We start from the raw sequence: 25,871 nt of genomic DNA, 5'->3' as shown, positions 1-25,871 counted from the left end.
TTCCCGGACGCTCGTTGCTCAGATGTCGTAGTAGAGCTCGAACTCGTGGGGGTGCGGGCGGAAGCGGAACGGATCGATCTCCGTGGTGCGCTTCAGCTCGATCCAGGTCTCGATGAGGTCCTCGGGGAACACGTCGCCCTCGGTGAGGAAGTCGTGGTCAGCCTCGAGCGCGGTGAGCGCCTCGTCGAGGGAGGCCGGCAGCTGCTTGATCTGCGCGTGCTCCTCGGGGGGCAGCTCGTAGAGGTCCTTGTCGATCGGCTCGGGCGGCTCGATCCGGTTGCGGATGCCGTCGATGCCCGCCATCAGCTGCGCCGCGAAGCACAGGTAGGGGTTCGAGGACGGGTCCGGCGCACGGAACTCGATGCGCTTGGCCTTCGGCGAGGAGCCGGTGACCGGGATGCGGATCGCCGCGGAGCGGTTGCGGGCCGAGTAGACCATGTTCACGGGGGCCTCGAAGCCCGGCACCAGACGCTTGAACGAGTTCACCGTGGGGTTGGTGAAGGCGGTCAGCGCCGGGGCGTGCTCGATGAGGCCGCCGATGTACCAGCGGGCGATATCAGACAGGCCGCCGTAGCCGCGCTCGTCGAAGAACAGCGGCTCGCCGTCCTTCCACAGCGACTGGTGGGTGTGCATGCCCGAGCCGTTGTCGCCGAACAGGGGCTTGGGCATGAAGGTGGCGGTCTTGCCGGCCTCCCACACCGTGTTCTTCACGATGTACTTGAACTTCATGACGTCGTCGGCGGCGTTCAGCAGGGTGTTGAACTTGTAGTTGATCTCCTGCTGACCGGCGGTGCCGACCTCGTGGTGGGCGCGCTCGACCTCGAGGCCGACCGAGTCCAGGATCGCGCAGACCTCGTCGCGCAGATCGGCCATCTGGTCGTTCGGGGGCACCGGGAAGTAGCCGCCCTTGACGCGGGTCTTGTAGCCCTGGTTGCCACCGAACTCGGACTCGTCGCGGTCGGTGTTCCACACCGCCTCGTCCGAGTCGATCTGGTAGAAGCCCGAGTTGATGCTGGTCTTGAACCGCACGTCGTCGAAGATGTAGAACTCGGCCTCGGCGGCGAAGAACGCGGTGTCCGCGATGCCGGTGGAGGTGAGGTACTCCTGGGCCTTGGTGGCCACGGTGCGGGGATCGCGGGAGTAGGGCTCGTCCGTGAAGGGGTCCACGATCGAGAAGTTGATGACCAGGGTCTTCCGCTCACGGAAGGGGTCGATGTAGGCGGTGTCCAGGTCCGGCACGAGCTTCATGTCGGACTCGTGGATGGCCTGGAAGCCACGGATCGAGGAGCCGTCGAACAGCTGCCCGGTCTCCATCGCGTCCTCATCGAACGTGCTGGCCGGCACGTTGAAGTGCTGCATCACGCCGGGAAGATCGCAGAAGCGGATGTCGACGAACTCGACGCCCTCCTCCTCGATGTACTTCACGACCTCGCTGGGATTGTTGAACACATCTCCTCCATCCGCACCGGGTGGTGCGCCTTGTGCTGTCTCACCCCGGGGGGTCATCACGGGCCCGGGCCGCGACGGAGCGTCCGCCGCGGGCGATCGGGTGGCTCCACCCTAGAGGGAGGTCCCGGGACCCGCTGGGAGCTTCCGACCACCGGTCCGTGAAGAGGTGGCCCGGGGCGAGCGCCGATTGGGGGAGCGCGCGGGCGGCCTCGGTAGGCTGGCATCGTGATCGATCGCAAGGACCTCGGCTCGTGGATGGACGGCGCCCCCACCGCGGAGGAGTACGTCCCCGGCTCGCGGCTCGGGCTGCCCGCCGAGGGTCCCGGCTCGGTGGCGCCGATCGGCCGCCGCTTCCTGTCGCTGCTGTTGGACTGGGCGCTCTGCCTGCTGCTGTCCTGGTGGCTGCTGCAGGGGAACGAGGAGGCCACCCTCGGCCTCTTCCTGCTGATGAACGTCCTGTTCATCACGGTTTTCGGGGCCACCCCGGCGCAGTTCGTGCTCGGCCTGCGGGTGCGCCCCGTGGGCGGCCGCAGCCCGATGATCCTGCGATCCCTGTTCCGGACCTTCGGTCTCGCGCTGGTGCTCCCGGCCGTGTTCTGGAACGGCGACCGCCAGCCCCTGCACGACGTCATCGCGGGCACCGCGGTCGTCCGCGCCTGACGGGCTCGGACGGGCCGTCGCAGCCCGGTCGGGGCCCTCCCGGCGCCGTCGAGGACCCCGCCGCGGCCCCTCTCCCCACGCCGCCGCGGAACCCCACGCGGCGGCCCCTGAAGGGCGATTCCGCGGTCCCCATCGGTCCGGACGTCCCGTCCTTTCGTATCCATGACCTGCGGAAACAGTGAATGTCACGGTTCGATCACGAAGGTCACGGGAAGGTTACGGCGAATCGGGTCCCGGCGGGACCGTCCACGACGCGAGACGGCCCGGCACCCCTGGGGTGCCGGGCCGTCGTGGCGGCGGGGGAGGCACGGGTTCAGCGGCCGCGCATCGCCTTGCGGTTGGGGCGGGCGCGGCTCGGGTCCACGCCCTGCGGGATCGACTGCCGCAGCGAGCGCTGCAGGGCGCCGAGGCGCTTGGTCACCTGGGCTGCCTCGTCCTTGGTGAGGGTGCGGCGCATGCGCATCATGTAGGTGGGGAGCTTGTGCAGGGCCACCTCGTCCTCGCCGTCGCCGACGACGATCACGTGGATCGGGACGCCCTCCTGCTGCAGCACGCGACGGATCGCGCGGCGCTCCTTCTCGATGAGCTTCAGGGAGGTGGCCGAGGAGTCGTCGGCCACCAGGGCGATGCCGGGACGGCCGGAGGCGCGGAAGATCATCTTCTGGCTGCGCGGGTCGACCTGCACCGGCTCCTCGGTGACGTTCCAGCCGCGACGGATGGACTGCATCGCCGCGAGGGCCGCGCCGGGCTGACCCTTGATCCGGCTGAAGGCGGCGCGCTCGGCCTTGCGGGCCAGGATGATCATCGCCAGCAGGACGCCGATGCCCAGGCCCAGGAACACGCCGTACCAGGGGCTGTCGAAGATCAGCCAGCTCAGCAGGACGCCCAGCGCGATCGCGGCGAGGATCGCGCCGATCATCAGGGGGGCGGTGGAGCGGTCGATGCCCTGGGTGTACTTGAAGACGTCGACCATCTGCCGGATGCGACCGGGCTTCTTCTCCGGGGTCGTCGCGGCTTCGCGGTTGCGGGGCATGGGGGTGGGGGTTCCTCTCGGGAGTTCGCGGAAGGCCGCGGCGGGTCGCGGCGGGACAGGTGGGGCCGGGGCGTCAGCCGGCGGCGGGGCGCTGGATGCGGGCCACGACGCTGGCGGCCTCCTGGCGGGCGGGCTGGTCCTGGTCCAGGTGGCGCAGGTTCTCCGGGATCTCGCGGCCGAGCTTGCGCATGGCCTGCGCCCAGAGCTTGCCGGCGCGGTACGAGGAGCGGACCATCGGCCCGGCCATGACGGCCAGGAAGCCCATCTCCTCGGCGGCCTCGGAGATGTCCAGGAACTCCTCCGGCTTGACCCAGCGGTCGATCGGGTGGTGCAGCTTGGAGGGCCGCAGGTACTGGGTGATGGTGATGATGTCGCAGCCGGCGTCGCGCAGGGCCTCGAGGGATTCGAGGATCTCCGTGGTGGTCTCGCCCATCCCCAGGATCAGGTTCGACTTGGTGATCTGCCCGTGCTCCTTGGCCATCGTGATGACGTCCAGGGAGCGCTGGTAGCGGAAGGCGGGGCGGATCTGCTTGAAGATCCGCGGCACCGTCTCCAGGTTGTGCGCGAAGACCTGCGGCTCGGCGGCGAAGACCCGCTCCAGCGCCTCGCCGTTGCCCTTGATGTCGTCGATCAGCAGCTCCACCCCGGTGCCCGGATTCATCGCGTGGATCTGCTCGCAGGTGCGGGCGAACAGCTCGGCCGCCCCGTCGGGCAGGTCGTCCCGCGCCACCCCGGTGATGGTGGAGTAGCGCAGACCCATCTCCTTGACCGACTGGGCCACCTTGAAGGGCTCCATCGGGTCCAGGGCCTGCGGCTTGCCAGTGGCGATGTCGCAGAAGTCGCAGCGCCGGGTGCAGGTGTCCCCGCCGATGAGGAAGGTGGCCTCGCGGTCCTCCCAGCACTCGAAGATGTTGGGACAGCCCGCCTCCTCGCAGACGGTGTGCAGGCCGCGGCCGTGCACACGCTGCTTCATGGCGCTGTACTCGGGGCCCATCACGGCCCGGGTCTTGATCCAGTCCGGCTTGCGCTCGATCGGCACCTCGGCGTTGCGGGCCTCGACGCGCAGCATGCGTCGGCCTTCGGGAGCGATGCTCACCCCGTGCCTCCTAGCAGTCGACTGCCGTCCATTCTATCGACCCGGCGGCACGTTCCGGGCGTTCAGCGCGCCCGGGTGGTGGTGCGCTCCGCCACCAGCTCCCGCAGGCGGGCCTCCGCGGCGTCGATCACGGCGGAGACGGGCACCTCGCGGCCCAGCTCCCGGCTCAGGGAGGTGACCCCGGCGTCGTCGATCCCGCAGGGGATCACGTTGCCCGCCCACTCCAGCTGGTTCGCGCAGTTCAGGGCGAAGCCGTGCATGGTGGCGCGGCGGGAGACCCGCATCCCGATCGCGCAGAGCTTGCGGTCCTGCTCCGAGGGGGAGGCCGCCGGCACCCACACCCCGCTGCGCCCCTCGACGGGCTCGGTGTCCAGCCCCAGGTCCGCGCACACCGCGATGATGCTGCGCTCCAGGGCCCGCACGAAGCCGACCACGTCGATCGGCACCGGCAGGCTCACGATGGGGTAGCCGACCAGCTGCTGCGGCCCGTGCCAGGTGATCTTGCCGCCGCGGTCGATGTCGACGACCGGGGCGCCGTCGCGCGGGCGCTCCTCGTCCCGGGTGAGCTTGCCGGCGGTGTACACGGGCCGGTGCTCCAGCAGCAGCAGCGTGTCCGGGCGGGTCCCGGCCACGACCTCGGCATGGATGCGGCGCTGCAGGTCCCAGGCGGCGCGGTACTCGACGGGGCCCGCGGGCAGGCCGAACTCCTCGTGACGGTCCCCGCCGGGCAGGGACTCGCTGAAGCCGAGGCGGATCACGTCGAGCACCGGATCAGGCTACGCCCCCGCGCGACCTGCGCACTGTGGACGAGCGCGGGCAGCGGGAGGAGGGCTGGGGTGAAATGCCCGTATGGAACTCTCCGAGCACAGTGCGGGGCGGGGACGGCGCCCCGCGGGACCGACGGATCGCAGCGGTCCCGGACGCGGCGCGCCGGGCCGACCCGAGGCGCGGGTGCTGCGCCGCGACGGGGGCCGCGAGGAGCTCGCCGAGCAGGTCGAGGGCGCCTGGTGCGTGCGGGTCCGGGCGCTGGGCTCCGAGGCGCGCCACGTCGCCCGCGAGGAGGTGCAGCTCCTGGTGGCGCTCGAGGTGGACGCGGTGCGTGCCGCCCCGGCCGTGGTCTCGCTGGAGGACGACGGCTACCTGCGGGAGTGGGCCGCGCCGATGCGGCACGGCAGCGGACGCCGCGCCGCCGCGGAGACCAGCCCGGACACCGCCGAGCGGGAGGCGCTGGGACGCGCCCGGGAGGACCTCGAGGCGCTCCTGGAGTCGCTGCACGGACGCGGCTGGGTGCTCGGGGCGACCCCCGGTGCCGGCCTCGGACTGCGGGAGGACGGCACCGTCGTCGTCACGGACCTGGAGGGACTGCGCATGTCCTCGGCGCCGGGGGAGCGGCGCGGGGACCTCACCTGGGTCGACTCGGTGCTGCACGACCGCGACCGCACCCTGCGCCGCCGCGTCGACGCCCTCGCGGCCGAGGCCGCCGCCCGAGGGCGGGCCGCGCCCGGCACCTGGGAGGCGAGCTGGGAGGACGGCTGGCTGCAGGAGGGAGAGGACCTCGGACCCTCCGCGGCCCCCGGTCCGGCCGACCTCCCGGACGCGCGGCGCGAGCACCGTCGGCGGCAATGGCGGGGTCGCGTCCGCGCCGGCGCCCCGCTCGAGGAGGAGGGGACCCTCGCGGACCCGGCGGAGGAGGAGCTCGCACCGGCCCCGCTGCTGACGGTGTCCTCCGGGGCGGTGACGGCGCCCCGCCCCGGTCAGCCGGCGCCGGTCGCGGCCCGGGCACTGTCGCGGCCGGACACCCCCGTCGGGGGAGGGAGATCAACGGCGGCTGTCCGCCGGTCCGCGTCCCCCCGTGCGCGGCGCCGCGAGGAGCGGGCCCGGGTCCCGAGGCGCGTGTGGCTCGCGGTCCTGCTCGCCGGGCTGCTGCTCCTGGCCGGTGCCGCCGTCTGGATGCTGCGCAGCGGGGACCCGGCAGCCACCCCCGCCCCGGGGGCCAGTCCCACCGTGGTGGTCACCGAGGCACCGACCATCCCCGATCCGGTGGCGCTGGCCGAGCAGCTGGCCTCCGCGCGCCACGACTACGTCACCGGGGCCTCCTCGACGCCGGTCACCCTGGAGGGCAGCGCGGCCCGCACCGCCGACGAGGAAGTGCGCCGCGCCTACGCGGACATCGAGGTGGTCGGCGGGGAGCCCGAGGTGCTCGCCGCCGAGCTCAGCGGCACCGAGGTCGCCGAGGGCACCGCCTCGCTGCGGGTCCAGACCGAGGTCCCCGCGCACGAGGTGGTGCGCGCCGACGGCTCGGTCGAGGAGATCGCGGCGAGCGAGCCCAGCACGGTGCTGCTGAGCCTGCGCTGGGACGGGCAGGCCTGGCGGATCACCGAGGCCACCCCCGCCTGAGCCGCAGCGGACGCGGACACGGCCGGGCCCGGCAGCCCCGAGGGGATGCCGGGCCCGGCCGCGTGCGCGGGGGACTCAGCGGGTCACAGACCCAGCTCGGCCTCGAAGGCCCCCTCCTCCAGACGCTTCTTCATGAAGGTGAGGAAGCGGGCGGCGTCGCCGCCGTCGACCAGACGGTGGTCGTAGGAGAGGAACAGGTACATCATCGAGCGGATGGCGATCGAGTCGTCACCCTCGGCGTTCTGCACCACGGCGGGACGCTTCACGATGGTGCCGCAGCCCAGGATGCCCACCTGCGGGTCCGGCACGATCGGGGTGTCCCAGAGGGCGCCGCCGGAGCCGGTGTTGGTGATCGTGAAGGTGGCGCCCTGCAGGTCGTCCGGCGTGAGCTTGTTGTTCTTCGCCTTGGCGCCCTGCTCACCGATCTGACGGGCCAGGCCCGCGAGGTTCAGGTCGCCCGCGTTCTTGATCACCGGCACGACCAGGCCGCGCTCGGTGTCCGCCGCCATGCCGATGTTCTCGGAGGCACCGTAGGTGATGGTGTCCTCGGAGATCGAGGCATTCAGCTTCGGGTAGGTCTTCAGCGCCTCGACCGCCGCCTGCATGATGAAGGGCAGGAAGGTGAGCTTGGCGCCCTCGCGCTGGGCGAAGGAGTCCTTGGCCTTGCCGCGCAGCTTGGCCACGCGGGTCATGTCCACCTCGACCGCCGTGGTGAGCTGGGCCTGGTTGTGCAGCGACTCCATCATCCGCTTGGCGGTGACCTTGCGGATGCGGCTCATCTTCTCGGTGGTGCCGCGCAGCGGGGAGACCTCCACGCTGGGGGCCTTCGCCGGGGCGGAGGAGCCGGATGCGGCGGGCGCCTCGGAGGCGGCGGGAGCGGAGGACGCGGCCTTCTTCTCGTCGATCGCCTTCTGCACGTCCTGTTTGCGGATACGACCGCCCAGGCCGGTGCCGGCCACGGTGGACAGGTCCACCCCGGCATCGGCGGCCATCTTCCGCACCAGCGGGGTCACGTAGCCGGAGGACTGCTCGCCGGAGACCGAGTCCGCCGCCTTGGGCGCGGGAGCCTGCTCCTGCTTCGGGGCCTCCTGCTTCGGGGCCTCCTGCTTGGGGGCCTCCTGCTTCGGCTGCTCGGCGGGCTTCTCCTCCGCCTTCTCCTCCTCCGGCTTGTCCTCGGCCGCGGGGGCCGGGGTGGACTCGGCCTGCTCGGAGGCGGCCGCGTCGTCCCCGATGGTCGCCAGCACGGCGCCGACCTCGGCGTCCTCGTCCTCCTGCACCGCGATCGACAGCAGGGTGCCGGCCACGGGGGAGGGGACCTCGGTGTCGACCTTGTCGGTGGAGACCTCCAGCAGGGGCTCGTCCACCTCCACGGTATCGCCCACTGACTTCAGCCAGCGGGTCACGGTGCCCTCGGTGACGGACTCGCCGAGCGCCGGCATGGTGATCTCTTGCCCACCACCACCACCGCCGGAGGCGGGCTTCTGCTCGGACTCCTGCGCCGGCTCCTCCTCGGCCGCGGAGGCCGGCTCCTCGGCCTGCTCCTCCGCGGCGGGGGCCTGCTCGGCCTGCTCCTCCGCGGCGGGGGCCTGCTCGGCCTGCTCCTCGGCGGCGCCGGAGTCGTCGGAGGACGAACCCTCCGAGCCGGAGCCGTCGCCGATCACGACCAGGTCGGCGCCGACCTCGGCGTCCTCGTCCTCCTCGACCAGGATCTTCTCGATCGTGCCGGAGACGGGGGAGGGGATCTCGGTGTCGACCTTGTCGGTGGAGACCTCCAGCAGGGGCTCGTCGACCTCGACGGTGTCGCCCACGGACTTCAGCCAGCGGGTGACCGTGCCCTCGGTGACGGACTCGCCCAGCGCGGGCATCTTCACGGTTTCGGACATCAGGTGTTCTCCTTCGAAGGGCTCAGGCGTGGGCGTGCAGCGGCTTGCCGGCGAGGGCCAGAGCGGCCTCGCCCAGGGCCTCGTTCTGCGTGGGGTGACCGTGGATCAGCGAGGCGACGTCCTCCGGGTAGGCCTCCCAGTTCACGATCAGCTGGGCCTCGCCCATCTGCTCGGACATGCGGGTGCCGACCATGTGGACGCCGACGATCGGGCCGTCCTTCTCGCGCACCAGCTTCACGAAGCCGGTGGTGCCGAGGATCTGGGACTTGCCGTTGCCGCCCAGGTTGTACTCGTAGGTCTCCACGCCCTCGGTGCCGAACTCCTCCTCGGCCTGCTTCTGGGTGAGGCCGACGGAGCCCAGCTCGGGCTCGCAGTAGGTGATGCGGGGGATCCCGGACTCGACGATCGGGGCCGGGTTCTGCCCGGCGATCCGCTCGGCCACGAAGATGCCCTGCTGGAAGCCGCGGTGGGCGAGCTGCAGGCCGGGGACGATGTCGCCGACGGCGTAGATGCCCTCGACGTTGGTCTGCAGGGTCTGCTTGTCCGCGAGCACGAAGCCGCGGTCCATCTCGACGCCCTGCTCCTCGTAGCCGAGGTCCTTGGTGTTCGGGCCGCGACCGACGGCGACCAGCAGGTAGTCGCCCTCGAAGACGGTGCCGTCCACCAGGGTGACCTTCACGCCGGAGTCGGTCTGCTCGGCCTTCTCGAAGAAGGTGCCCAGCGAGAACGTGATGCCGCGCTTCTTGAAGGCGCGCTCGAGGGCCTTGGACAGGGCCTCGTCCTCGTTGGCGGCCAGGTGGGGCAGGCCCTCGACGATGGTCACCGACTCGGCGCCCAGCGACTTCCACACCGAGGCGAACTCGACGCCGATGACGCCGCCGCCCAGGATGATCGGGTTCTTGGGGATCTCGGGGAGCTGCAGCGCGGCCTCGGAGTCCAGGACGCGGCCGCCCAGCTCGAGGCCGGGAAGGGTCTTGGAGAAGGAACCGGAGGCCAGGATGACGTTCTTGCCGGTCAGCTCGCGGGTGCCGCCCTCGGTCTCGACCGTGACGGTGTTCTTGCCGGTCAGGCGGCCGAAGCCCTCGACGTACTCGACCTTGCGGGCCTTCACCAGGCCCTGCAGGCCCTTGTACAGGCGGGAGATGACCTTGTCCTTGAACTCGAGCACCTTGGGGGCGTCCACGGAGTTCAGGGTGAGGTCCAGGCCCATCTCCGCACCCTCGGCGGGGGCGCCGGCGAGCTCGCCGACGTGGAGCATGGCCTTGGTGGGGACGCAGCCGCGGTGCAGGCAGGTGCCCCCGAGCTTGTCCTTCTCGACCAGGGCGATGCTGAGGCCCAGCTGGGCCCCGCGCAGCGCGGCCGCGTAGCCGCCGCTGCCACCGCCCAGGATCACGACGTCGTACTGGTCAGTGGTTGTATCCGCCACCTGTGTGCTCCTCGGAGTTCGGGTCGTCTGCGACGCGGGAGCGGCCCTTCGACCGGGCGTCGCCTGCGGGGTCCATGCTAGGGCACGCGCCCGTGGGTGCAGGGGCAGTGGCGTCCGGTCCGCCCCTGAACGTCGAGGAGGTCACGTCGCGGGCTCCCCGCGGACGCGGGACCGGGGCCGTCCCGGGCGGGACGACCCCGGTTCCGGGCGGGCTCAGCGGGAGCGGGCCTCGAGCACCTCGAGCACGGTGCGCACGCTCATGCCGGTGGCGCCCTTGCCCATGTACCCCAGGGGGGCGTCGGCGAAGGCGGGACCGGCGATGTCGAGGTGGGCGAAGGGGGTCTCGCCCACGAACTCGGACAGGAAGATCCCGGCGGTCAGGGCGCCGCCCCAGCGGCCGGAGCCGATGTTGCGCAGGTCGGCGAAGCGGCCGGTGAGGTCCTCGCGCAGCTCGGCCGGGAAGGGCAGGGGCCAGAAGGGCTCCCCGGCGGTCCCGGCCGCGGCGAGCACCTCGTCGCGGGCGGCCTCGGTGCCCATCACGGCGGCGGTGCGCTTGCCCAGCGCCACCACCGCGGCGCCGGTCAGGGTGGCCACGTCCATCACCAGGTCCGGCTCCGTGGCGACGGCGTCGACCAGGGCGTCGGCCATCACCATGCGGCCCTCGGCATCGGTGTTGAGCACCTCCACGGTGCGGCCGTTGCGCATGGTGACCACGTCACCGGGGCGCTGGGCGCCGCCGCCGGGCATGTTCTCGGCCAGGGCCAGGTAGGTGGTGATCTCCAGGGGGAGGCCGAGGCGGGCGGCGCCGACGGTCGCGGCCAGCACGGTGGCGGCGCCGGTCATGTCGGAGGTCATGTCCTCCATGCCCGCGGCAGGCTTCAGCGAGATGCCGCCGGTGTCGAAGGTGATGCCCTTGCCGACCAGGGCCACGGAGCCGCGGGCGCCCTCAGGGGCGTAGTGCACCTTCACCAGGCGCGGGGGCCGGGCGGAGCCCTGGCCGACGCCCACGATGCCGCCGTAGCCGCCGTCGGCGAGCTCCTGCTCGTCCAGGACGGTGACCTCGAGGGGCAGCTCGGCGGCGAGCTCCTCGGCGCGGCGGGCGAACTCGGCGGGGAACAGCAGGTTCGGCGGGGTGTTCACCAGGTCGCGGGCGATGCCGACGGCCTCGGCGAGGACCCGGGAGCGGGCGGCGCCGGTCTCGGCGGCCTCCTCCTGCCCGTCCTCGGCGAGGACCTGCAGGCCGGCGAGGGCGGCCTTCACGGCGGGGGTTCCGGACTTGTGGGCGGTCAGTGCGTAGGCGCCGAGCGCTGCGCCCTCGGTGGCGGCGGCGAGCTGCTCGGGGGTGCCGCCGGGCAGGGCGAGGGCGGCCTGCTCCACGCCGGCGAGCACGCGGGTCGCCGCTCCGTAGGCCAGGCGGAGATCCTCGGCGGAGGCCTCGGCGAGGTCCTCGACGCCGAGCCCCACCAGCAGCAGCGTGCGGGCGCTGACGCCGCCGAGGGCGGGGAGGCGGTGGGTGGCGCCGCGGGAGGCCGAGGGGTCCAGCTCCGCGATCGCCGCGGTGAGCTCCTCCTGGTCGGGCACGCGGGAGGGGGCGTCCTCGCCGCCGGACAGCAGCGGCAGGATCAGGACCTCGGTCTCGAGGTCCGCGGGGGCTGTGGTGGCGATGGTGATGGTGGGCATGGATCTATCGTAGGCACCGGCCCGGACCGCTCGGACCGGCCCCGTCCCGCCCCACCCGCCGGGGGAGCGACGGCAGCGGGCAGGCGGGCTCGGAGTCGCCCGGTGACCCTCGTGCTGTCGGTGGTGGTCTACGTCGTCTGCGGACTGACCGCCCTGCTCGCCCTGTACTACGCGGCCCGCGACCTCGCCGCCGACCTGGTGCTGCTGGGGGCCTGCGCCCTGAGCCTGCTGGTCTGGTTCACCGAGGGCGCCGCCCTGGCCCTGCGTGACCTCGGGGGCGGCGCGGTGGACGACCCGGTGACGCTCTACGGCTACCTGCTCACCGGGCTGGTGCTGCCGATCGGGGCCGGCTGGGCGGCGCTGTTCGAGCGCACCCGCTGGGGGAGCCTGGTGGTGGCCGCCGCGGCGATCACGATGGTGGTGCTGAACCTGCGGCTGCCGCAGATCTGGGCGGGGGGCTTCGCATGAGCGTGCGCAGCGCCCGCGCGGCCCGGGGGGAGCGACGGGTGCAGGGCCCGACCGCCCTGCTGGTGTTCGTCTACGGCCTGTTCGCCCTCTCCGCCACGGCCCGCAGCCTGGTGCAGATCCTGCGCGAGCTCGACCGGGCGCCGGTCGCCTACCTGCTCTCCCTGCTGGCCGCGCTGACCTACATCGCGGTGACCGTGGTGCTGCTGCGGCGGGGCCCGGGCTCACGGGCCGCGCTGACCGTGGTGCTGGTCGAGCTGGTCGGGGTGCTCACGGTCGGCACCCTGACGGTGCTGGATCCCGCGCTGTTCCCGGACGCGACCGTCTGGTCCGGCTACGGCATCGGCTACGGCCTGGTGCCGCTGCTGCTGCCGATCGTCGCGCTGGCGCTGATCCTGCGCTCCCGCCGGCGGGTCGCGCGGGGCACGCTGCGCTGACCGGGCCCGGTGCTCGTCCGTCGGGGCCACCCCGTACGGTAGGGGCCGTGAGCACGAACGACCCCGCTGCCCGGTCCGGCCCCTACGCCCTGCTGTTCCGACACGTCCTGCGGCGCCTGGACCCGGAGACCGCGCATCGGCTCACCGTGCAGTCCCTCGCGCTGGCCCACGCCGTCCCCGGCGGGCCCGCCCTGCTGCGTGCCGCCTTCGGCACCCCCGCCCCGCTGCGGGATCCCCGCCCGGTGCGTCACGCGCTCGGGGCGGACCACCACAGCCCGCTGGGCCTGGCGGCCGGTTTCGACAAGGACGGCGAGGTGCCGCTGGCCCTCCTGGACCTGGGCTTCGGCCACGTCGAGGTCGGCACCGTCACCGCCCGCCCGCAGCCGGGCAACCCGCGCCCGCGCAGCTTTCGCCTTCCGGGGGACGAGGCGCTGATCAACCGGATGGGCTTCAACAACCACGGCGCCGCCGAGCTCGCCAAGTCCCTCGCCCGCGCTCGGCGCACCGAGCGGGGCCAGCGCGCCGTGATCGGCGTGAACATCGGCAAGTCCAAGGCCACCGCCCTGGAGGACGCCGCCGACGACTACCGCTTCTCCGCCCGGCTGCTCGCCCCCTACGCGAGCTACCTCGCCATCAACGTCTCCAGCCCGAACACCCCGGGGCTGCGGGACCTGCAGACCGTGACCGCCCTCCGCCCGGTGCTGGAGGCCGTGCAGGAGGAGGCCGAGGACGCCGCCCGACGCCTGCGCCGCGAGGTGCCCGTGCTGGTGAAGATCGCGCCCGATCTGCACGACGAGGACGTGATCGCGGTGGCCCACCTCGCCACCGAGGTCGGGCTCGCCGGCGTGATCGCCACCAACACCACCATCGAGCGCCCCGCCTCCCTGCGGACCGACCGCACACGGATCGAGCAGATCGGTGCGGGCGGCCTCTCCGGTCCGGTGCTCGCCGAGCGCTCCATGCAGGTGCTGCGGCTGCTGCGCCGCGAGCTGCCCGAGGAGGCCGTGATCATCAGCTGCGGCGGCGTCACCGAGGCGGCCGACCTGCGGGCCCGCCTGGACGCCGGAGCGGACCTGGTGCAGGGCTACACCGCGATGATCTACCAGGGACCGGCCTGGCCCGGCCGTCTGGCCCGGCAGCTGGCGAGGGGCCGATGAGCGGCGAGGACGACCTCTTCACCCTCGGCGGGGACGCCCCCGCGCCCCGCACACTCTCCGACCGCAACCGCGACCACCGGGCGCCGCTCGCGGTGCGGATGCGCCCGCGCAGCCTCGAGGAGATCGTCGGCCAGCACGCGGCGCTCGAACCCGGCAGCCCGCTGCGCCGCCTGGTCGCCGCCGACGACGCCCGCACCGCCCCCGCCTCGGTGATCCTCTGGGGCCCGCCCGGCACCGGGAAGACCACCCTGGCCTACGTGGTCGCCCAGTCCGGTGACCGCGAGTTCGTCGAGGTCTCCGCCGTGCTCGCCGGCGTCAAGGACATTCGCGAGGTGGTCGATGCGGCCCGCTCCCGCCTGCGCACCACCGGGCGCGAAACCGTGCTGTTCGTGGACGAGGTGCACCGCTTCTCCAAGTCCCAGCAGGACGCGCTGCTGCCCAGCGTCGAGAACCGCTGGGTCACGCTGATCGCCGCGACCACCGAGAACCCGTACTTCTCGGTGATCTCCCCGCTGCTGTCCCGCTCGATCATGGTCACCCTCGAGTCCCTGGACCGCGCCGACCTCGATGCCCTGGTCGACCGGGCGCTGACCTCGCCTCAGGGCCTCGACGGCGCCGTGACCCTGACCCCCGAGGCCCGCGAGGCGCTGCTGCGGCTCGGCGGCGGGGACGCCCGCAAGATCCTCACCTCCCTGGAGGCCGCCGCCGCGGCCGCGCTGATGACCGGCGGCGGCGAGGGGGAGCGGGAGATCACCGCCGAGGTGCTCGCGCAGGCCGTGAACCGCGCCGCCCTGCGCTACGACCGCGCCGGCGACCAGCACTACGACGTGACCAGCGCCTTCATCAAGTCCATGCGCGGCAGTGACGTCGACGCCGCCCTGCACTACCTGGCGCGGATGATCGAGGCGGGGGAGGACCCGCGGTTCATCGCCCGCCGCGTGGTGATCGCCGCCAGCGAGGAGGTCGGCATGGCAGACCCCACCGCCCTGCAGGTCGCCGTCGCCGCGATGCAGGCGGTGCAGATGCTCGGCATGCCCGAGGGGCGCATCCCCCTCGCGCAGGCCGTGGTGCACATCGCCACCGCCCCCAAGTCCAACGCCTCCTACACGGCGCTGGACGCCGCGATCGCCGACGTCCGCGCCGGCCGCGCGGGGGACGTCCCGGCGGACCTCAAGGACGCCCACTACGCCGGGGCGTCCGCCCTCGGGCACGGGCAGGGCTACCGCTACGCCCACGACGCCCCGCACGGCGTCGTCGCCCAGCAGTACCCGCCCGACGAGCTGGTCGGCACGGACTACTACCACCCCACCGGCCACGGCGCCGAGGAGCGCACCCGGCAGCGGGTGCAGGCCCTGCGGCGGATCGTGCGGGACCAGCAGGGCTGAGGGCTCGCGCGCCGTTCCGCGTGAGCGAACCCACAGGAATCGGGCCGCGACCTGCACCGGGAAGCATTGAGGCGCCCCCGGGGCTGCGCTAGGGTGGGACGCTGAATCCGCGGCTGCTTCATAGGATTCACACCCCCGTCGACATCAAGAGGTACACCTCGTGACCAACGTCACCCGTGCGCGCCGCCAGGCGCGTCTGTCCCGAGCCCTCGGGCTCCCCCTGACCCCGAAGTCCGTCAAGTACTTCGAGAAGCGTCCGTACCCCCCGGGCGAGCACGGCCGCGCCCGCCGCCGGACCGAGTCGGACTACGCCGTCCGTCTGCGCGAGAAGCAGCGCCTGCGCGCCCAGTACGCCCTGCGCGAGAAGCAGATGCACCGCGCCTACCTGGACGCCCGCAAGGAGTCCGGCCTGACCGGCGAGAGCATGGTCGAGCTGCTGGAGATGCGCCTGGACTCCCTGGTCCTGCGCGCCGGCTTCGCCCGCACCATCCTGCAGGCCCGCCAGGCCGTCACCCACCGCCACGTGCTGGTGGACGGCAAGCTGGTCGACCGCCCCTCCTTCCGCGTGAAGCCGGGCCAGACCATCCAGATCAAGCCCAAGTCCCAGGCCATGGAGCCCTTCCAGGTCGCGGCCGAGGGCGGCAACTCCGACGTGCTGGCGGCCACCCCCGGCTACCTCTCCGTCGAGCTGCCCGAGCTGAAGGCGCAGCTCGTCTCGCGCCCCAAGCGCGCCGAGGTCCCCGTGACCTGCGACGTCCAGATGGTCGTCGAGTACTACGCGCGCTGACGCGTCACCTCTTCGAGACGAAGGCCCCGGCGGGCGTACTCCGGTACGCTGACCGGGGCCTTCGTCGCCCCCAGATCATCCCGCGGTGACCCGCGGCCCCTCCGCGACGAGGGCCCGGCCGTCCCGCGTCCACGGAAGGACCCCGACCATGCGCACCTCCGAGATCCACCGGCGCTTCCTCGCGCACTTCGAGAAGAAGCAGCACGAGGTGGTCCCCAGCGTCTCCCTGGTCTCCTCGGACCCCTCGATCCTGTTCACGATCGCGGGCATGGTCCCCTTCATCCCCTACATCGTGGGCACGGAGAAGGCGCCCTACGACCGGGCCGTCAGCGTCCAGAAGTGCATCCGCACCAACGACATCGAGAACGTCGGCCGCACCACCCGCCACGGCACCTTCTTCCAGATGGCCGGTAACTTCTCCTTCGGCGACTACTTCAAGGCCGGCGCCATCGACTTCTCCTGGGAGCTGCTGACCGGCTCCGTCGAGGACGGCGGCTACGGCCTGGACCCCGAGCGCCTCTGGATCACCCTGTGGGAGGAGGACCAGGAGTCCTACGACCACCTCACCTCCGTGATCGGCCTGGACCCGGCCCGCATCGTGCAGCTGCCCTGGGAGGAGAGCTGCTGGGACACCGGTCAGCCCGGCCCCGCCGGCTCCACCGGCGAGTGGTACTACGACCGCGGCCCGGAGTTCGGCCCCGAGGCGCCCACCGGCCGTCAGGCCGAGTGGCCCGGCGACCCCGCCGCCGAGGACCGCTACCTGGAGATCTGGAACCTCGTGTTCGACCAGTTCCTGCGCGGCCCCGGCAAGGGCAAGGACTACGAGCTCCTCGGCGAGCTGGACCGGAAGGCCATCGACACCGGCCTCGGCGTCGAGCGCCTCGCCTTCCTGCTCCAGGGCAGGAACAACATGTACGAGATCGACCAGGTCTTCCCGGTGATCGAGGTGGCCCAGGCCCTCAGCGGACGGCGGTACGGCGCCGACGAGGAGGACGACGTGCGCATGCGCGTCGTCGCCGACCACGTCCGCAGTGCGATGATGCTGGCCTCCGACGGGGTCCGCCCCGGCAACGAGGGCCGCGGCTACGTGATGCGCCGCCTGATCCGCCGCGCCGTCCGCTCGATGCGCCTGCTCGGCTACACCGAGCCGGCGATGCCGCAGCTGCTCGAGGCCTCCCTGTCCGTGATGCAGGAGTCCTACCCGGAGCTCACCCGCGACGCCGCCCGCATCCGCGAGGTCGTGAACGGCGAGGAGGAGGCGTTCCGTCGCACCCTGGAGACCGGCACCGCGATCTTCGACCAGGTCGTCGACCAGGTGAAGTCCGGCGGCGGCCGCGCCGTCTCCGGCGAGGACGCCTTCCGCCTGCACGACACCTACGGGTTCCCCATCGACCTCACCCTGGAGATGGCCCAGGAGGTCGGGCTCGGCGTCGACGAGGAGGCCTTCCGCTCCTCCATGCAGGAGCAGCGCGAGCGCGCCCGCGCCGACGCCGCCGCCAAGAAGTCCGGCCACACCGACACCGCGCTCTACAACCGCCTGCTGGGGGAGCGCGGCGAGGCCGTGCCCTTCCTCGGCTACACCGAGTCCACCGTCGCCACCACCGTCGAGTCGGTGCTGGTGGACGGGCAGCTGGTGAACGCCGCCGACGCGCCGGCGGAGGTCGAGGTCGTGCTCGCGCAGACCCCCTTCTACGCCGAGTCCGGCGGCCAGCTCGCCGACCAGGGCACGATCTCCGCCGGCGGCGGCGCCACCGTCGAGGTCGACGACGTGCAGCGCCCCGTCAAGGGCCTCATCGTCCACCGCGGCCGCCTGGTCGAGGGCACCCTCGCCGCCGGCACCGAGGCGGTCGCCGCCATCGACACCGCCCGCCGCGGCGCGATCGCCCGCGCCCACACCGCCACCCACATGGTCCACGAGGCCCTGCGCGAGGAGCTCGGCGAGGGCGCCACCCAGGCGGGCTCCGAGAACTCGCCCGGCCGCATGCGCTTCGACTTCCGCTACGGCCAGGGCGTGCCCAAGGCCGCCCTCGAGCAGATCGAGGGCCGCGTCAACACCCTGCTGCAGGACGAGCTGCTGGTCACCGACCAGCAGATGAGCCTGGACGAGGCCAAGGCGCTCGGCGCCCAGGCGCTGTTCGGCGAGAAGTACGGGGACGTGGTCCGCGTGGTCTCCATCGGCGGGGACTGGTCCCGCGAGCTCTGCGGCGGCACCCACGTCGGCTCCACGGGCTCCATCGGCACCGTGCAGCTGATGGGGGAGTCCTCCATCGGCTCCGGCGTGCGCCGCGTCGACGCGCTGGTGGGCCTGTCCGCCTACCGCTACCAGGCGCGCGAGCACGCCCTGGTCTCGCAGCTCACCGAGCTGCTGAAGGTCGGCTCCTCCGAGGAGATCCCCGAGCGCGTCCGCTCCCTCACCCAGCGGATGAAGGACATGGAGAAGCAGCTCGCCGCCCTGCGCGGCCAGCAGCTCCAGGCCCGCGCCGGCGAGCTCGTCGCCGGGGCCGTCGAGCAGGACGGCGTGCGCGTGCTGGTCCACGACGCCGGCGAGGGCGTCCCCGCGGGCGACCTGCGCACCCTGGCCCAGGACCTCCGCGCCCGCCTCGGCGAGGACACCGCCGCGGTGGTGGCCGTCGCCGGCCACGAGGACGGCCGCGCCGCCCTGGTGGTCGCGACCAACGGCGCCGCGCGCGAGCGGGGCGCGAAGGCCGGAGCGCTGCTGCGCGCCGGCGCCGAGGCGATGGGCGGCCGCGGGGGCGGCAAGGACGACCTGGCGCAGGGCGGCGGGGGCACGCCCGGGCAGGTCCCGGAGGCCCTCGAGGCCGTGCGCACCGCCCTCCGCAACGCCGTCACCGCATGACCTCCCCGCAGGACGCGCGCCCCGGCCTGCCCCGCGGGGTGCGACTCGGCGTCGACGTCGGCGACGTCCGGGTGGGCCTGGCCCGCAGCGACATGGACGGGCTGCTCGCCACGCCGGTGGAGACCGTGCCGCGCGAGGTCGCGGCCGCGCGCATCCTCGCCGAGGCGGCCGAGGGCGGGGCCCGTGCCATCATGGTGGGGCTTCCCCGCTCCCTGGACGGCTCCGAGGGCGCGGCTGCCGCGAAGGCCCGGACCCTCGCCGAGCAGCTCGCCGAGGCACTGGCCGGGGAGGACGAACCGCCCGAGGTGCGGCTGGTGGACGAGCGGCTGACCACGGTCACCGCCCACCAGGCCCTGCATCGGTCCGGCCGCAAGGGACGCACGCACCGCCAGGTCGTCGACCAGGTCGCCGCAGTGATGATCCTGCAGCAGGCCCTGGACGTCGAACGCTCCACCGGCGCCCGCGCCGGGGAGCTCGTGACCGCCACGACCGCGGACCCGGAGGACGGGCCCGCCGCCGAGCAGCAGGAGGCCCGATGAGCGAGGACCGCGTCAGCTTCGACGAGATCGCCGAGGACCAGCACCGCGGCCCCGACCGCTCCGGGCACTCCCATCGCGGCACCCGTTCCCCGCGCCGCAACCCCTTCCGAGCGCTGCTGCCCGTGCTGCTGGTGCTGCTGGTCGTCGGCGCCCTGGTCGCCGGGGGCATCACCGGCTACCGCTGGCTGACCTCCAACGTCAGCGTCGAGGCGGAGGAGACCGACTACCCCGGCCCCGGCAGCGGCGAGGCCATCGTGCAGGTCGACGACGGCGACACCGGCACCGACATCGCCGAGACCCTGGTCGAGCAGGACGTGATCCTCTCCACCGGCCCCTTCGTCACCCTCTTCACCAACACGCCCGACGCCTCCGGCATCGAACCGGGCCTGTACCGGCTGAAGCAGCAGATGACCTCCGCCGACGCCCTGGACATGCTGCTGGACCCCGCCAACATCGCCGGCCACCGGGTGATCGTCCCCGAGGGCCTGCGGGCCACCCAGATCTGGGAGCTGATCGCCGAGGAGACCCAGATCGAGGTCGAGGACCTCGAGGCCGCCGCCGGGGACTACACCTCCCTCGGCATCCCCGAGAACCCCGCGGACTCCCTGGAGGGCTACCTCTGGCCGGGGCGCTACGACATCACCGAGGAGGCCACCGCCGAGGAGGTCATCACGATGATGTGGGAGCGGATGGAGACCGAGCTCGACGAGCTGGGCGTCGCCGAGGACGACCGCCACCGGGTGCTCACCCTCGCCTCCATCGCCGAGAAGGAGGCCCGGGACCCCGACGACTACGGACGGGTGATCCGCACCCTGGAGAACCGCCTGGAGGGCATCGGGGAGGCCGACGGCGAGCCGATGAACCTGCAGCTCGACTCGACGGTCGCCTACTTCACCGGCAGCGAGACCATCTCCACCACTCCCGAGCAGCGGGCCGAGGACAGCCCGTACAACACCTACCTCCACGCAGGGCTGCCGGTCGGGCCGATCTCCAACCCCGGGGAGGCGACCCTGCAGGCCGCGATCGATCCGCCCGAGGGCGACTGGCTGTACTGGGTCACGGTGAACACCGAGACCGGGGAGACCAAGTTCTCCGCGACCTTCGACGAGCACGAGCAGAACGTCGAGGAGTGGCGCGACTGGGCCGCCGCTCGCGACGCCGAGGGCTGAGGTGCGCCGCTTCGCGGTGGTCGGGAGCCCGGTCTCCCATTCCCTCTCGCCGGTGCTGCACCGGGCCGCGTACCGCGAGCTCGGGGTGGACGACGCCGCGTACGACCGCCACGAGGTGCCGGCGGGGGAGCTGGACGCCTTCCTCGCGGACGGCCCCGGCCGGGAGCTGCAGGGGCTCAGCGTGACCATGCCCGGCAAGCCGGAAGCCCATGCCGTCGCCGCGGAGCACGACGGGACCTCCCTCCGCCTCGGCATCGCCAACACCCTGCTGCGCCGTCCCGACGGGGGCTGGCGGGCCGAGAACCATGACGTGCACGGCATCGTCGCCGCCCTGCGCCCTCTCCTGGACGGCGGGCCCACCACCGGGGCGGTGCTCGGCTCCGGGGCGACCGCGCTCAGCGCGACGGCGGCTCTGGCCGAGCTGGGGGTCGACCGGCTGCTGCTGTCCGCGCGCCGGCCCGAGGCCCTGGCCCCGCTGCGTGAGCTCGCCGAGGCTTCCGGGATCGCCGTGGCCGAGGTCCCCTGGGAGCGCTCCGCGGAGCTGCTCGACGCGGAGGCCGTCGTCAGCGCGCTCGCGGCCGAGGGCGCCGCGGCCGTCGCCGAGCGCTGGGGCGGGCAGGGCCCGCTCCCGCGTCCCGGCGCCTTCCTCGACGTGCTCTACGAGCCCTGGCCGGCGCCGCTCGCAGCCCTGGTCACCGCCACGGGCGCCCCCGTCGCCGACGGCCTGCAGATGCTCGCGCATCAGGCGGACATGCAGGTGAGGTCGATGCTCGGGGTCCCGGAGGCGCCGGTGGAGGCGATGCTCGCCGCCGCCCGGGCAGAGCTCGCGTCCCGCTGATCCACCATCGGCTCCCCGGCTTGTCCCGCGGGTAAAGCAGTTGTAAAATCGGTGTGCGCCGTCACATCGCCGTGCGGCCGTCCACCCCTGATCGACCACCCCGAGGACGTACCCCGCATGGACCTGGACCGCGCCGCCGCGTCGGCCGACTCGCCGGTCGTCGACACCCGCGAGCGTCCCCTCCGCGAGGTCGCCGACGAGTCCGGGGAGCTGCGCCCGCTCGGCACCGTGGTCACCACCCCGGTGCTGCGGCGCTGCACCGCCCTGGCCACCCGGGCGCGGGTCGAGATGCTCTCGGGTGGTCGGCATCCCGCGGCCAAGGACCTTCTCGGGGTGCTGGAGGAGATCCGCGGCTGGGGCGAGCGGGAGCTGCTCACGCCGGATCCGACGATGCTGGCCCTCTCCGCCGCCTCCCTGCAGGACCTCGCCGAGCGCCTCCCCGACAGCGAGGACCCGGCGCTCGCCTCCGCCGTCGGCACCGTGCTGGGGCGGCTGCACCGGGAGCTGGAGGGCGCGAGCCTGGCCGCTCCGCTCTGAGCGCCGGTGCGGGGGCGCGACAGCGGGCGTGATTGTCCCCACGAGCAGGCCCTGCGCGACCCGCCCCGGCACGGCCGGGCCCCCGCTGCGTGCTAATGTTGCCGAGTCGCTGAGGCGGCCACTCGTCCGGGTGGCGGAATAGGTAGACGCGCTAGCTTGAGGTGCTAGTGACCGGTATAGGTCGTGGGGGTTCAAGTCCCCCCTCGGACACGTTCGTGACAGGCCCCGACGTCTGGAGTCGGGGCCTTCGTCATGCCCGGGCCCAGGCCGCCGCCCTCGCGCACGGCGGAGCCCTGAGGAGCCCCGCGGACGTGCCATGATCGCGGGATGGTCCACCTCTTCCTGCACGAGCCGGCGATCGCCGGGAACACCGGCAACGCGATCCGCCTGGCCGCCGTCACCGGGGCCCGTCTCCACCTCATCGAACCGCTCGGCTTCGACCTCTCCGATGCGAAGCTGCGCCGGGCCGGCCTGGACTACCACGACCTCGCCGAGGTCTCGATCCATCCGGACCTGGAGACCGCACTGGCCGCCGTGCCGGAGTCCCGGGTGTACGCCTTCACGGCCCGCACCGAGACCGGCTTCCAGGAGGTCTCCTACCGCGAGGACGACGTGCTGCTGATGGGCACCGAGCCCACCGGTCTGCCCGAGGAGGCCCTGGCCCATCCCCGCGTCACGGACCGGCTCCGCATCCCGATGCTGCCGGCGCGGCGCTCCCTGAACCTCGCCAACGCCGCCTCCATCGCCGTCTACGAGGCCTGGCGGCAGCTCGGCTACACCGAGGCCGGCTCATGAGCGAGCGCCTGCCCGCGCGGATCACCCGCCGCAACGCCACCTTCCAACAGTGGCAGGCGCTGCTGGGCAGCCGCACCAAACGTCACCGACGCGGCGAGATGATCGTCCAGGGCGTCCGGCCGATCACCCGGGCGCTGGCCTCCGGCATCGACGTGCGCGCCGTGCTGGTGGAGGACCGTCCCCGCCGCTCCGACTGGGCCCGCGAGATCCTCGCCGCCCCGCCCGGGCCCGTCGTCGAGCTGAGCGCCGAGCTGATGGCCGAGCTGGGGGAGCGGGAGGAGGGCAGCCCCGAGCTGCTGCTGGTGGCCGCCCTGCCGGGGGACGATCTCGCCCGCCTCGACACGGTGCCCGCGGACGGCCTGGTGCTGGTCTTCGACCGGCCCTCCACACCCGGGAACATCGGCTCCCTGGCCCGCACCGCGGACGCCCTCGGCGCCGATGCCCTCGTGCTCACCGGGCACAGCGCGGACGCCTGGGACCCGGCCTCGATCCGTGCCAGCACCGGCTCGATGTTCGCCCTGCCGGTGCTGCGACTGCCCTCCCACCGGGAGCTGCTGGACTGGGTCGAGGCCCGGCGAGCGGCGGGCCGCCCGTGGCAGGTGATCGGCCTGGACGAAGCCCGCGGGCGCACCCTCGCCGACACCGACCTCACCGGGCCCAGGGTGCTCGTGATCGGCACCGAGACCTCCGGCCTGTCCGCCGGGTGGCGGGAGAGCTGCGACGCCTTCGCGGAGATCCCCATGGGCGGCACCGCCAGTTCCCTGAACGCCGCGGTGGCCGGCTCCATCGCCCTCTACGAGCGGGACCGTCAGCGCCGCGTGTGAGACTGTCGCTGTCGCCGTCCCGTGCGCGTGTCCGGTTCAGCCGCCGAGGGCCTGCCGGACCAGCGGGGCCGCCACGATCCCCAGGAAGGGGGCGGCGAGCAGGATCGGGCCCAGCGGGAACCGCACCCCGCCCCGGCGGGCCACCGCGAGCACCATCGCCCCGGCCAGGCCCGCCAGCACCGCGGCCGCCAGCAGGCCGCCGATCAGCACCTCGCCGCCGAGCGCGGCGGAGACCGCCACCACCGCGGGCAGCGCCTTCGCATCACCCATGCCCAGCAGGGAGGGCGCGACCAGGGCCAGCACCACGGCCGCGACGCCTGCGACGAGCCCCAGCACCAGCGCCGTGCGCACGGCGCCCCGCTGCGCCGGGACCGCCGCCGCCACGAGCAGCAGACCGCCGAGGGTGCCCCCGCTCATCCAGCCCAGCAGGCGGTTCGGCAGCCGGTGCTCCCGGGCGTCGATCGCGCTGAGCACGAGAGCGGGCGGCAGGTAGCCCAGCAGCAGCACCAGCAGTGCGCCGGTCGGGATCGGGATCATCCCGTCATGGGAGCACGAGGACCGCGGCTCGCGCGCGCCCCGGGCGGCCGCTGTGGACGAGCGGTCGCGGGGGAGGGGCCGCCGGAGGATTCAGGCGGCGGTCAGGGCTCGGGCTACCAGCGGGGCTCAGCCGACCGGTAGCGCCCCGAGGGTCGAGCGCACCCGGATGATCCGGCGCCGCATCCACACCTTCTTCTCGCCGCCCATGTAGAGCCGGGTGCGCACCAGCTCCCAGCGGCCGTACTCGGCCTCCTCGGTGAGCGAGGACCGCACCGCGGAGACGGAGGAGCCGCGCGGCACCGTGATGATCTGGAACTCGTAGTCCTCGGGCACGCGGCCGCGCTCCAGCGGCAGGTCCCGCATGCCGCGCGGATCCCGCACATGGACGATGCGGCCGGGCAGGGGACGGGGGGACTGCGGCACGTCGGGAACCTTCCGGGACGAGGGTCGGGCGGAGCGGACAGCCGGGGCCGTCCGCTGTCCATTGTGCTCCCCGACGCGGTACGGTCCACCCATGAACACGGATCCTCGCTCCGCTCTCGCCGCGCTGATCGCCGCCCTCGAACGTCACCATGAGGCGGCCTCCACCGCCACCAGTGACGACGACCCCTCGCTGGAGGCCGCCACCGAGCGGCTGACCACCGCCTTCGACGCCTACGACGACGCCCTCTTCGACGCCTACGAGGTCGCGACCCCGCTGATCGTCTTCGACGGCGACGACGAGGACGACGACGACTTCGATGATCTCGACGACCTGGACGACTTCGACGACGACGAGGACGACTACGACGACGAGGACGAAGAGGACGACGAGGGGCAGGACGACTCCACCTCTCGCTGATCCGCCCGCTGATCCTCCCGTTGATCCGAGGGTCTGCACGCGATCTTCACCATGCACCCGCACGCGGCGCCGGGCATCGTCCCCGGCGCCGCGTAGTGTGTCCGGGGCTCCGCACGGGGCCCTTCGCACGATTCGTCCCCGGTCCCGCCCGGGGGCACCCCCGCTTCCCGGGGAGCCCCGCTAGGAGTGCCCATGTCCATCCTCGACGCGATCATCCTCGGCATCGTCCAGGGGCTGACCGAGTTCCTGCCGATCTCCTCGAGCGCCCACCTGCGGGTGGTCGGCGAGCTGCTGATGCCCGGGCAGGACCCCGGCGCGGCCTTCACCGCGATCGTGCAGCTCGGCACCGAGACCGCGGTGCTGATCTACTTCTGGAAGGACATCACCCGCATCATCGGCCGCTGGTGCCGGGCGGTCGCGGGCAAGCTGCCGCACTCCGACCCGGACGTGCGGATGGGCTGGCTGGTCATCCTCGGCTCGATCCCCATCGGCGTGCTGGGCCTGCTGTTCGAGGACCAGATCGACCACGGCCTGCGGAACCTCTACATCACCGCGACGATGCTGATCGTCTTCGGAATCTTCCTGGGCCTCGCGGACCGCTTCGCCCCGCAGCGCAAGGAGCTGACCCAGCTCACCGTCAAGGACGGCATCGTCTTCGGCCTCGCCCAGGCGCTCGCGCTGATCCCCGGCGTCTCCCGCTCCGGCGGCACCATCACCGCGGGCCTGGCGATGGGCTACACCCGGGAGGCCGCCGCCCGCTACGCCTTCCTGCTCGCGGTGCCGGCGGTCTTCGCCTCCGGTCTGTACAAGGCCGCCCAAGAGGTCCCGGCGCTGCTGAGCAGCGAGGGCCAGGCCGCCGCCGCGGCCGCGGGGGAGCCGGGCCTGCTGGCCATCGCCGTCGCCACCCTGGTGGCGTTCGGCATCGGCTACGTCGTGATCGTCTGGTTCATGAAGATCATCTCCCAGTACTCCTACATGCCCTTCGTGCTGTACCGGGTCCTGGCCGGTGTGATCCTGCTCGGCCTGCTGCTGGGCGGCGTGCTGGACCCCCTGGGCGGCGCCTGAGCACCCGGGTCCCG

The 25,871-nt window shown here is 73.1% G+C and carries 25 protein-coding genes and 1 tRNA gene; 17 read left to right on the top strand and 9 right to left on the bottom strand.

The genetic code is table 11. From position 1 onward, the window contains the following. Window positions 1-18: 18 nt before the first annotated feature. A complete protein-coding gene (gene glnA / locus OM98_RS10935) occupies window positions 19-1,449 on the bottom strand; it encodes a type I glutamate--ammonia ligase (protein ID WP_010534666.1) in 1,431 nt (476 codons plus the stop codon). A gap of 225 nt (window positions 1,450-1,674) precedes the next feature. Here glnA and OM98_RS10930 point away from each other — a divergent pair, with 225 nt between their 5' ends. Then, window positions 1,675-2,109: an RDD family protein gene (locus OM98_RS10930; protein ID WP_010534665.1), complete on the top strand. Its 435-nt coding sequence runs from the start codon at window positions 1,675-1,677 to the stop codon at window positions 2,107-2,109. Window positions 2,110-2,422: 313 nt separating this feature from the next. Here OM98_RS10930 and OM98_RS10925 read toward each other — a convergent pair whose 3' ends face one another. From OM98_RS10925 to lipB, 3 genes are all read right to left on the bottom strand, one after another. Next, on the bottom strand, window positions 2,423-3,142 hold the full coding sequence (locus OM98_RS10925) for a DUF4191 domain-containing protein (RefSeq protein ID WP_010534664.1): 720 nt from the start codon (window positions 3,140-3,142) through the stop codon (window positions 2,423-2,425). 73 nt (window positions 3,143-3,215) lie between these two features. Continuing rightward, a complete protein-coding gene (lipA, locus tag OM98_RS10920; RefSeq protein ID WP_010534663.1) occupies window positions 3,216-4,238 on the bottom strand; it encodes a lipoyl synthase in 1,023 nt (340 codons plus the stop codon). A gap of 62 nt (window positions 4,239-4,300) precedes the next feature. Continuing rightward, the gene (lipB, locus tag OM98_RS10915) at window positions 4,301-5,005 is read right to left on the bottom strand and encodes a lipoyl(octanoyl) transferase LipB (protein WP_010534662.1); all 705 of its coding nucleotides are present in this window, start codon (window positions 5,003-5,005) and stop codon (window positions 4,301-4,303) included. 184 nt (window positions 5,006-5,189) lie between these two features. On the opposite strand from lipB, the gene OM98_RS10910 reads away from it, so the two are divergent. Beyond that, window positions 5,190-6,635 (top strand): hypothetical protein, encoded by a 1,446-nt coding sequence (locus OM98_RS10910; RefSeq protein ID WP_010534661.1) that lies wholly within the window; start codon window positions 5,190-5,192, stop codon window positions 6,633-6,635. An 83-nt stretch (window positions 6,636-6,718) separates the two neighbouring features. Here OM98_RS10910 and sucB read toward each other — a convergent pair whose 3' ends face one another. From sucB to OM98_RS10895, 3 genes are all read right to left on the bottom strand, one after another. Then, window positions 6,719-8,518, bottom strand: a complete 1,800-nt coding sequence (gene sucB / locus OM98_RS10905; RefSeq protein WP_010534660.1) for a 2-oxoglutarate dehydrogenase, E2 component, dihydrolipoamide succinyltransferase — start codon at window positions 8,516-8,518, stop codon at window positions 6,719-6,721. Window positions 8,519-8,540: 22 nt separating this feature from the next. Next, window positions 8,541-9,944, bottom strand: coding sequence for a dihydrolipoyl dehydrogenase (gene lpdA, locus OM98_RS10900; protein ID WP_010534659.1), 1,404 nt, complete (start codon window positions 9,942-9,944; stop codon window positions 8,541-8,543). 213 nt (window positions 9,945-10,157) lie between these two features. Then, window positions 10,158-11,624, bottom strand: coding sequence for a leucyl aminopeptidase (locus OM98_RS10895; protein ID WP_010534658.1), 1,467 nt, complete (start codon window positions 11,622-11,624; stop codon window positions 10,158-10,160). A gap of 102 nt (window positions 11,625-11,726) precedes the next feature. On the opposite strand from OM98_RS10895, the gene OM98_RS10890 reads away from it, so the two are divergent. From OM98_RS10890 to OM98_RS10830, 13 genes are all read left to right on the top strand, one after another. Further along, complete coding sequence (locus OM98_RS10890) at window positions 11,727-12,092, top strand: hypothetical protein (protein WP_010534657.1); 366 nt, start codon at window positions 11,727-11,729, stop codon at window positions 12,090-12,092. After that, complete coding sequence (locus tag OM98_RS10885; protein ID WP_033195165.1) at window positions 12,089-12,526, top strand: hypothetical protein; 438 nt, start codon at window positions 12,089-12,091, stop codon at window positions 12,524-12,526. Before OM98_RS10890 ends, OM98_RS10885 begins: the two co-directional genes overlap by 4 nt. 47 nt (window positions 12,527-12,573) lie before the next feature. Continuing rightward, window positions 12,574-13,683 carry a quinone-dependent dihydroorotate dehydrogenase gene (locus OM98_RS10880; protein ID WP_010534655.1) on the top strand — a complete coding sequence of 370 codons (1,110 nt, stop codon included), beginning with the start codon at window positions 12,574-12,576 and terminating at the stop codon, window positions 13,681-13,683. Beyond that, on the top strand, window positions 13,680-15,068 hold the full coding sequence (locus OM98_RS10875; RefSeq protein WP_010534654.1) for a replication-associated recombination protein A: 1,389 nt from the start codon (window positions 13,680-13,682) through the stop codon (window positions 15,066-15,068). The genes OM98_RS10880 and OM98_RS10875 overlap by 4 nt, the downstream gene beginning before the upstream one ends. A 160-nt stretch (window positions 15,069-15,228) precedes the next feature. Continuing rightward, window positions 15,229-15,855, top strand: a complete 627-nt coding sequence (gene rpsD, locus OM98_RS10870) for a 30S ribosomal protein S4 (protein ID WP_010534653.1) — start codon at window positions 15,229-15,231, stop codon at window positions 15,853-15,855. A gap of 148 nt (window positions 15,856-16,003) precedes the next feature. After that, the gene (gene alaS / locus OM98_RS10865) at window positions 16,004-18,712 is read left to right on the top strand and encodes an alanine--tRNA ligase (RefSeq protein ID WP_010534652.1); all 2,709 of its coding nucleotides are present in this window, start codon (window positions 16,004-16,006) and stop codon (window positions 18,710-18,712) included. Further along, window positions 18,709-19,251, top strand: coding sequence for a Holliday junction resolvase RuvX (gene ruvX / locus OM98_RS10860; protein ID WP_010534651.1), 543 nt, complete (start codon window positions 18,709-18,711; stop codon window positions 19,249-19,251). Before alaS ends, ruvX begins: the two co-directional genes overlap by 4 nt. Then, a complete protein-coding gene (mltG, locus tag OM98_RS10855; RefSeq protein WP_010534650.1) occupies window positions 19,248-20,420 on the top strand; it encodes an endolytic transglycosylase MltG in 1,173 nt (390 codons plus the stop codon). Before ruvX ends, mltG begins: the two co-directional genes overlap by 4 nt. Before the next feature lie 16 nt (window positions 20,421-20,436). Beyond that, the gene (locus tag OM98_RS10850; RefSeq protein WP_245528771.1) at window positions 20,437-21,258 is read left to right on the top strand and encodes a shikimate dehydrogenase; all 822 of its coding nucleotides are present in this window, start codon (window positions 20,437-20,439) and stop codon (window positions 21,256-21,258) included. A gap of 117 nt (window positions 21,259-21,375) precedes the next feature. Further along, window positions 21,376-21,795 (top strand): hypothetical protein, encoded by a 420-nt coding sequence (locus tag OM98_RS10845; protein WP_010534648.1) that lies wholly within the window; start codon window positions 21,376-21,378, stop codon window positions 21,793-21,795. Window positions 21,796-21,919: 124 nt separating this feature from the next. Continuing rightward, window positions 21,920-22,005, top strand: a tRNA-Leu gene (locus OM98_RS10840). Between the two features lie 117 nt (window positions 22,006-22,122). After that, a complete protein-coding gene (locus tag OM98_RS10835; protein ID WP_010534647.1) occupies window positions 22,123-22,590 on the top strand; it encodes a tRNA (cytidine(34)-2'-O)-methyltransferase in 468 nt (155 codons plus the stop codon). After that, window positions 22,587-23,414, top strand: a complete 828-nt coding sequence (locus tag OM98_RS10830) for a TrmH family RNA methyltransferase (protein WP_010534646.1) — start codon at window positions 22,587-22,589, stop codon at window positions 23,412-23,414. Before OM98_RS10835 ends, OM98_RS10830 begins: the two co-directional genes overlap by 4 nt. A 36-nt stretch (window positions 23,415-23,450) precedes the next feature. On the opposite strand, the gene OM98_RS10825 is transcribed toward OM98_RS10830, so the two are convergent. Both OM98_RS10825 and OM98_RS10820 read right to left on the bottom strand, forming a co-directional pair. Beyond that, window positions 23,451-23,951, bottom strand: a complete 501-nt coding sequence (locus tag OM98_RS10825; protein WP_010534645.1) for a prepilin peptidase — start codon at window positions 23,949-23,951, stop codon at window positions 23,451-23,453. Between the two features lie 126 nt (window positions 23,952-24,077). Then, on the bottom strand, window positions 24,078-24,374 hold the full coding sequence (locus OM98_RS10820; RefSeq protein WP_010534644.1) for a DUF5703 family protein: 297 nt from the start codon (window positions 24,372-24,374) through the stop codon (window positions 24,078-24,080). A gap of 91 nt (window positions 24,375-24,465) precedes the next feature. On the opposite strand from OM98_RS10820, the gene OM98_RS10815 reads away from it, so the two are divergent. Both OM98_RS10815 and OM98_RS10810 read left to right on the top strand, forming a co-directional pair. Beyond that, a complete protein-coding gene (locus OM98_RS10815; RefSeq protein WP_010534643.1) occupies window positions 24,466-24,792 on the top strand; it encodes a hypothetical protein in 327 nt (108 codons plus the stop codon). A 192-nt stretch (window positions 24,793-24,984) separates the two neighbouring features. Beyond that, complete coding sequence (locus tag OM98_RS10810; RefSeq protein ID WP_010534642.1) at window positions 24,985-25,857, top strand: undecaprenyl-diphosphate phosphatase; 873 nt, start codon at window positions 24,985-24,987, stop codon at window positions 25,855-25,857. Window positions 25,858-25,871: the final 14 nt, after the last annotated feature.

Source organism: Brachybacterium squillarum M-6-3 (assembly GCF_000225825.1).
GTDB lineage: Bacteria > Actinomycetota > Actinomycetes > Actinomycetales > Dermabacteraceae > Brachybacterium > Brachybacterium squillarum.
The sequence above is the reverse complement of the archived record's forward strand: the minus strand, read 5'-3'. Positions and strand labels throughout refer to the sequence as shown.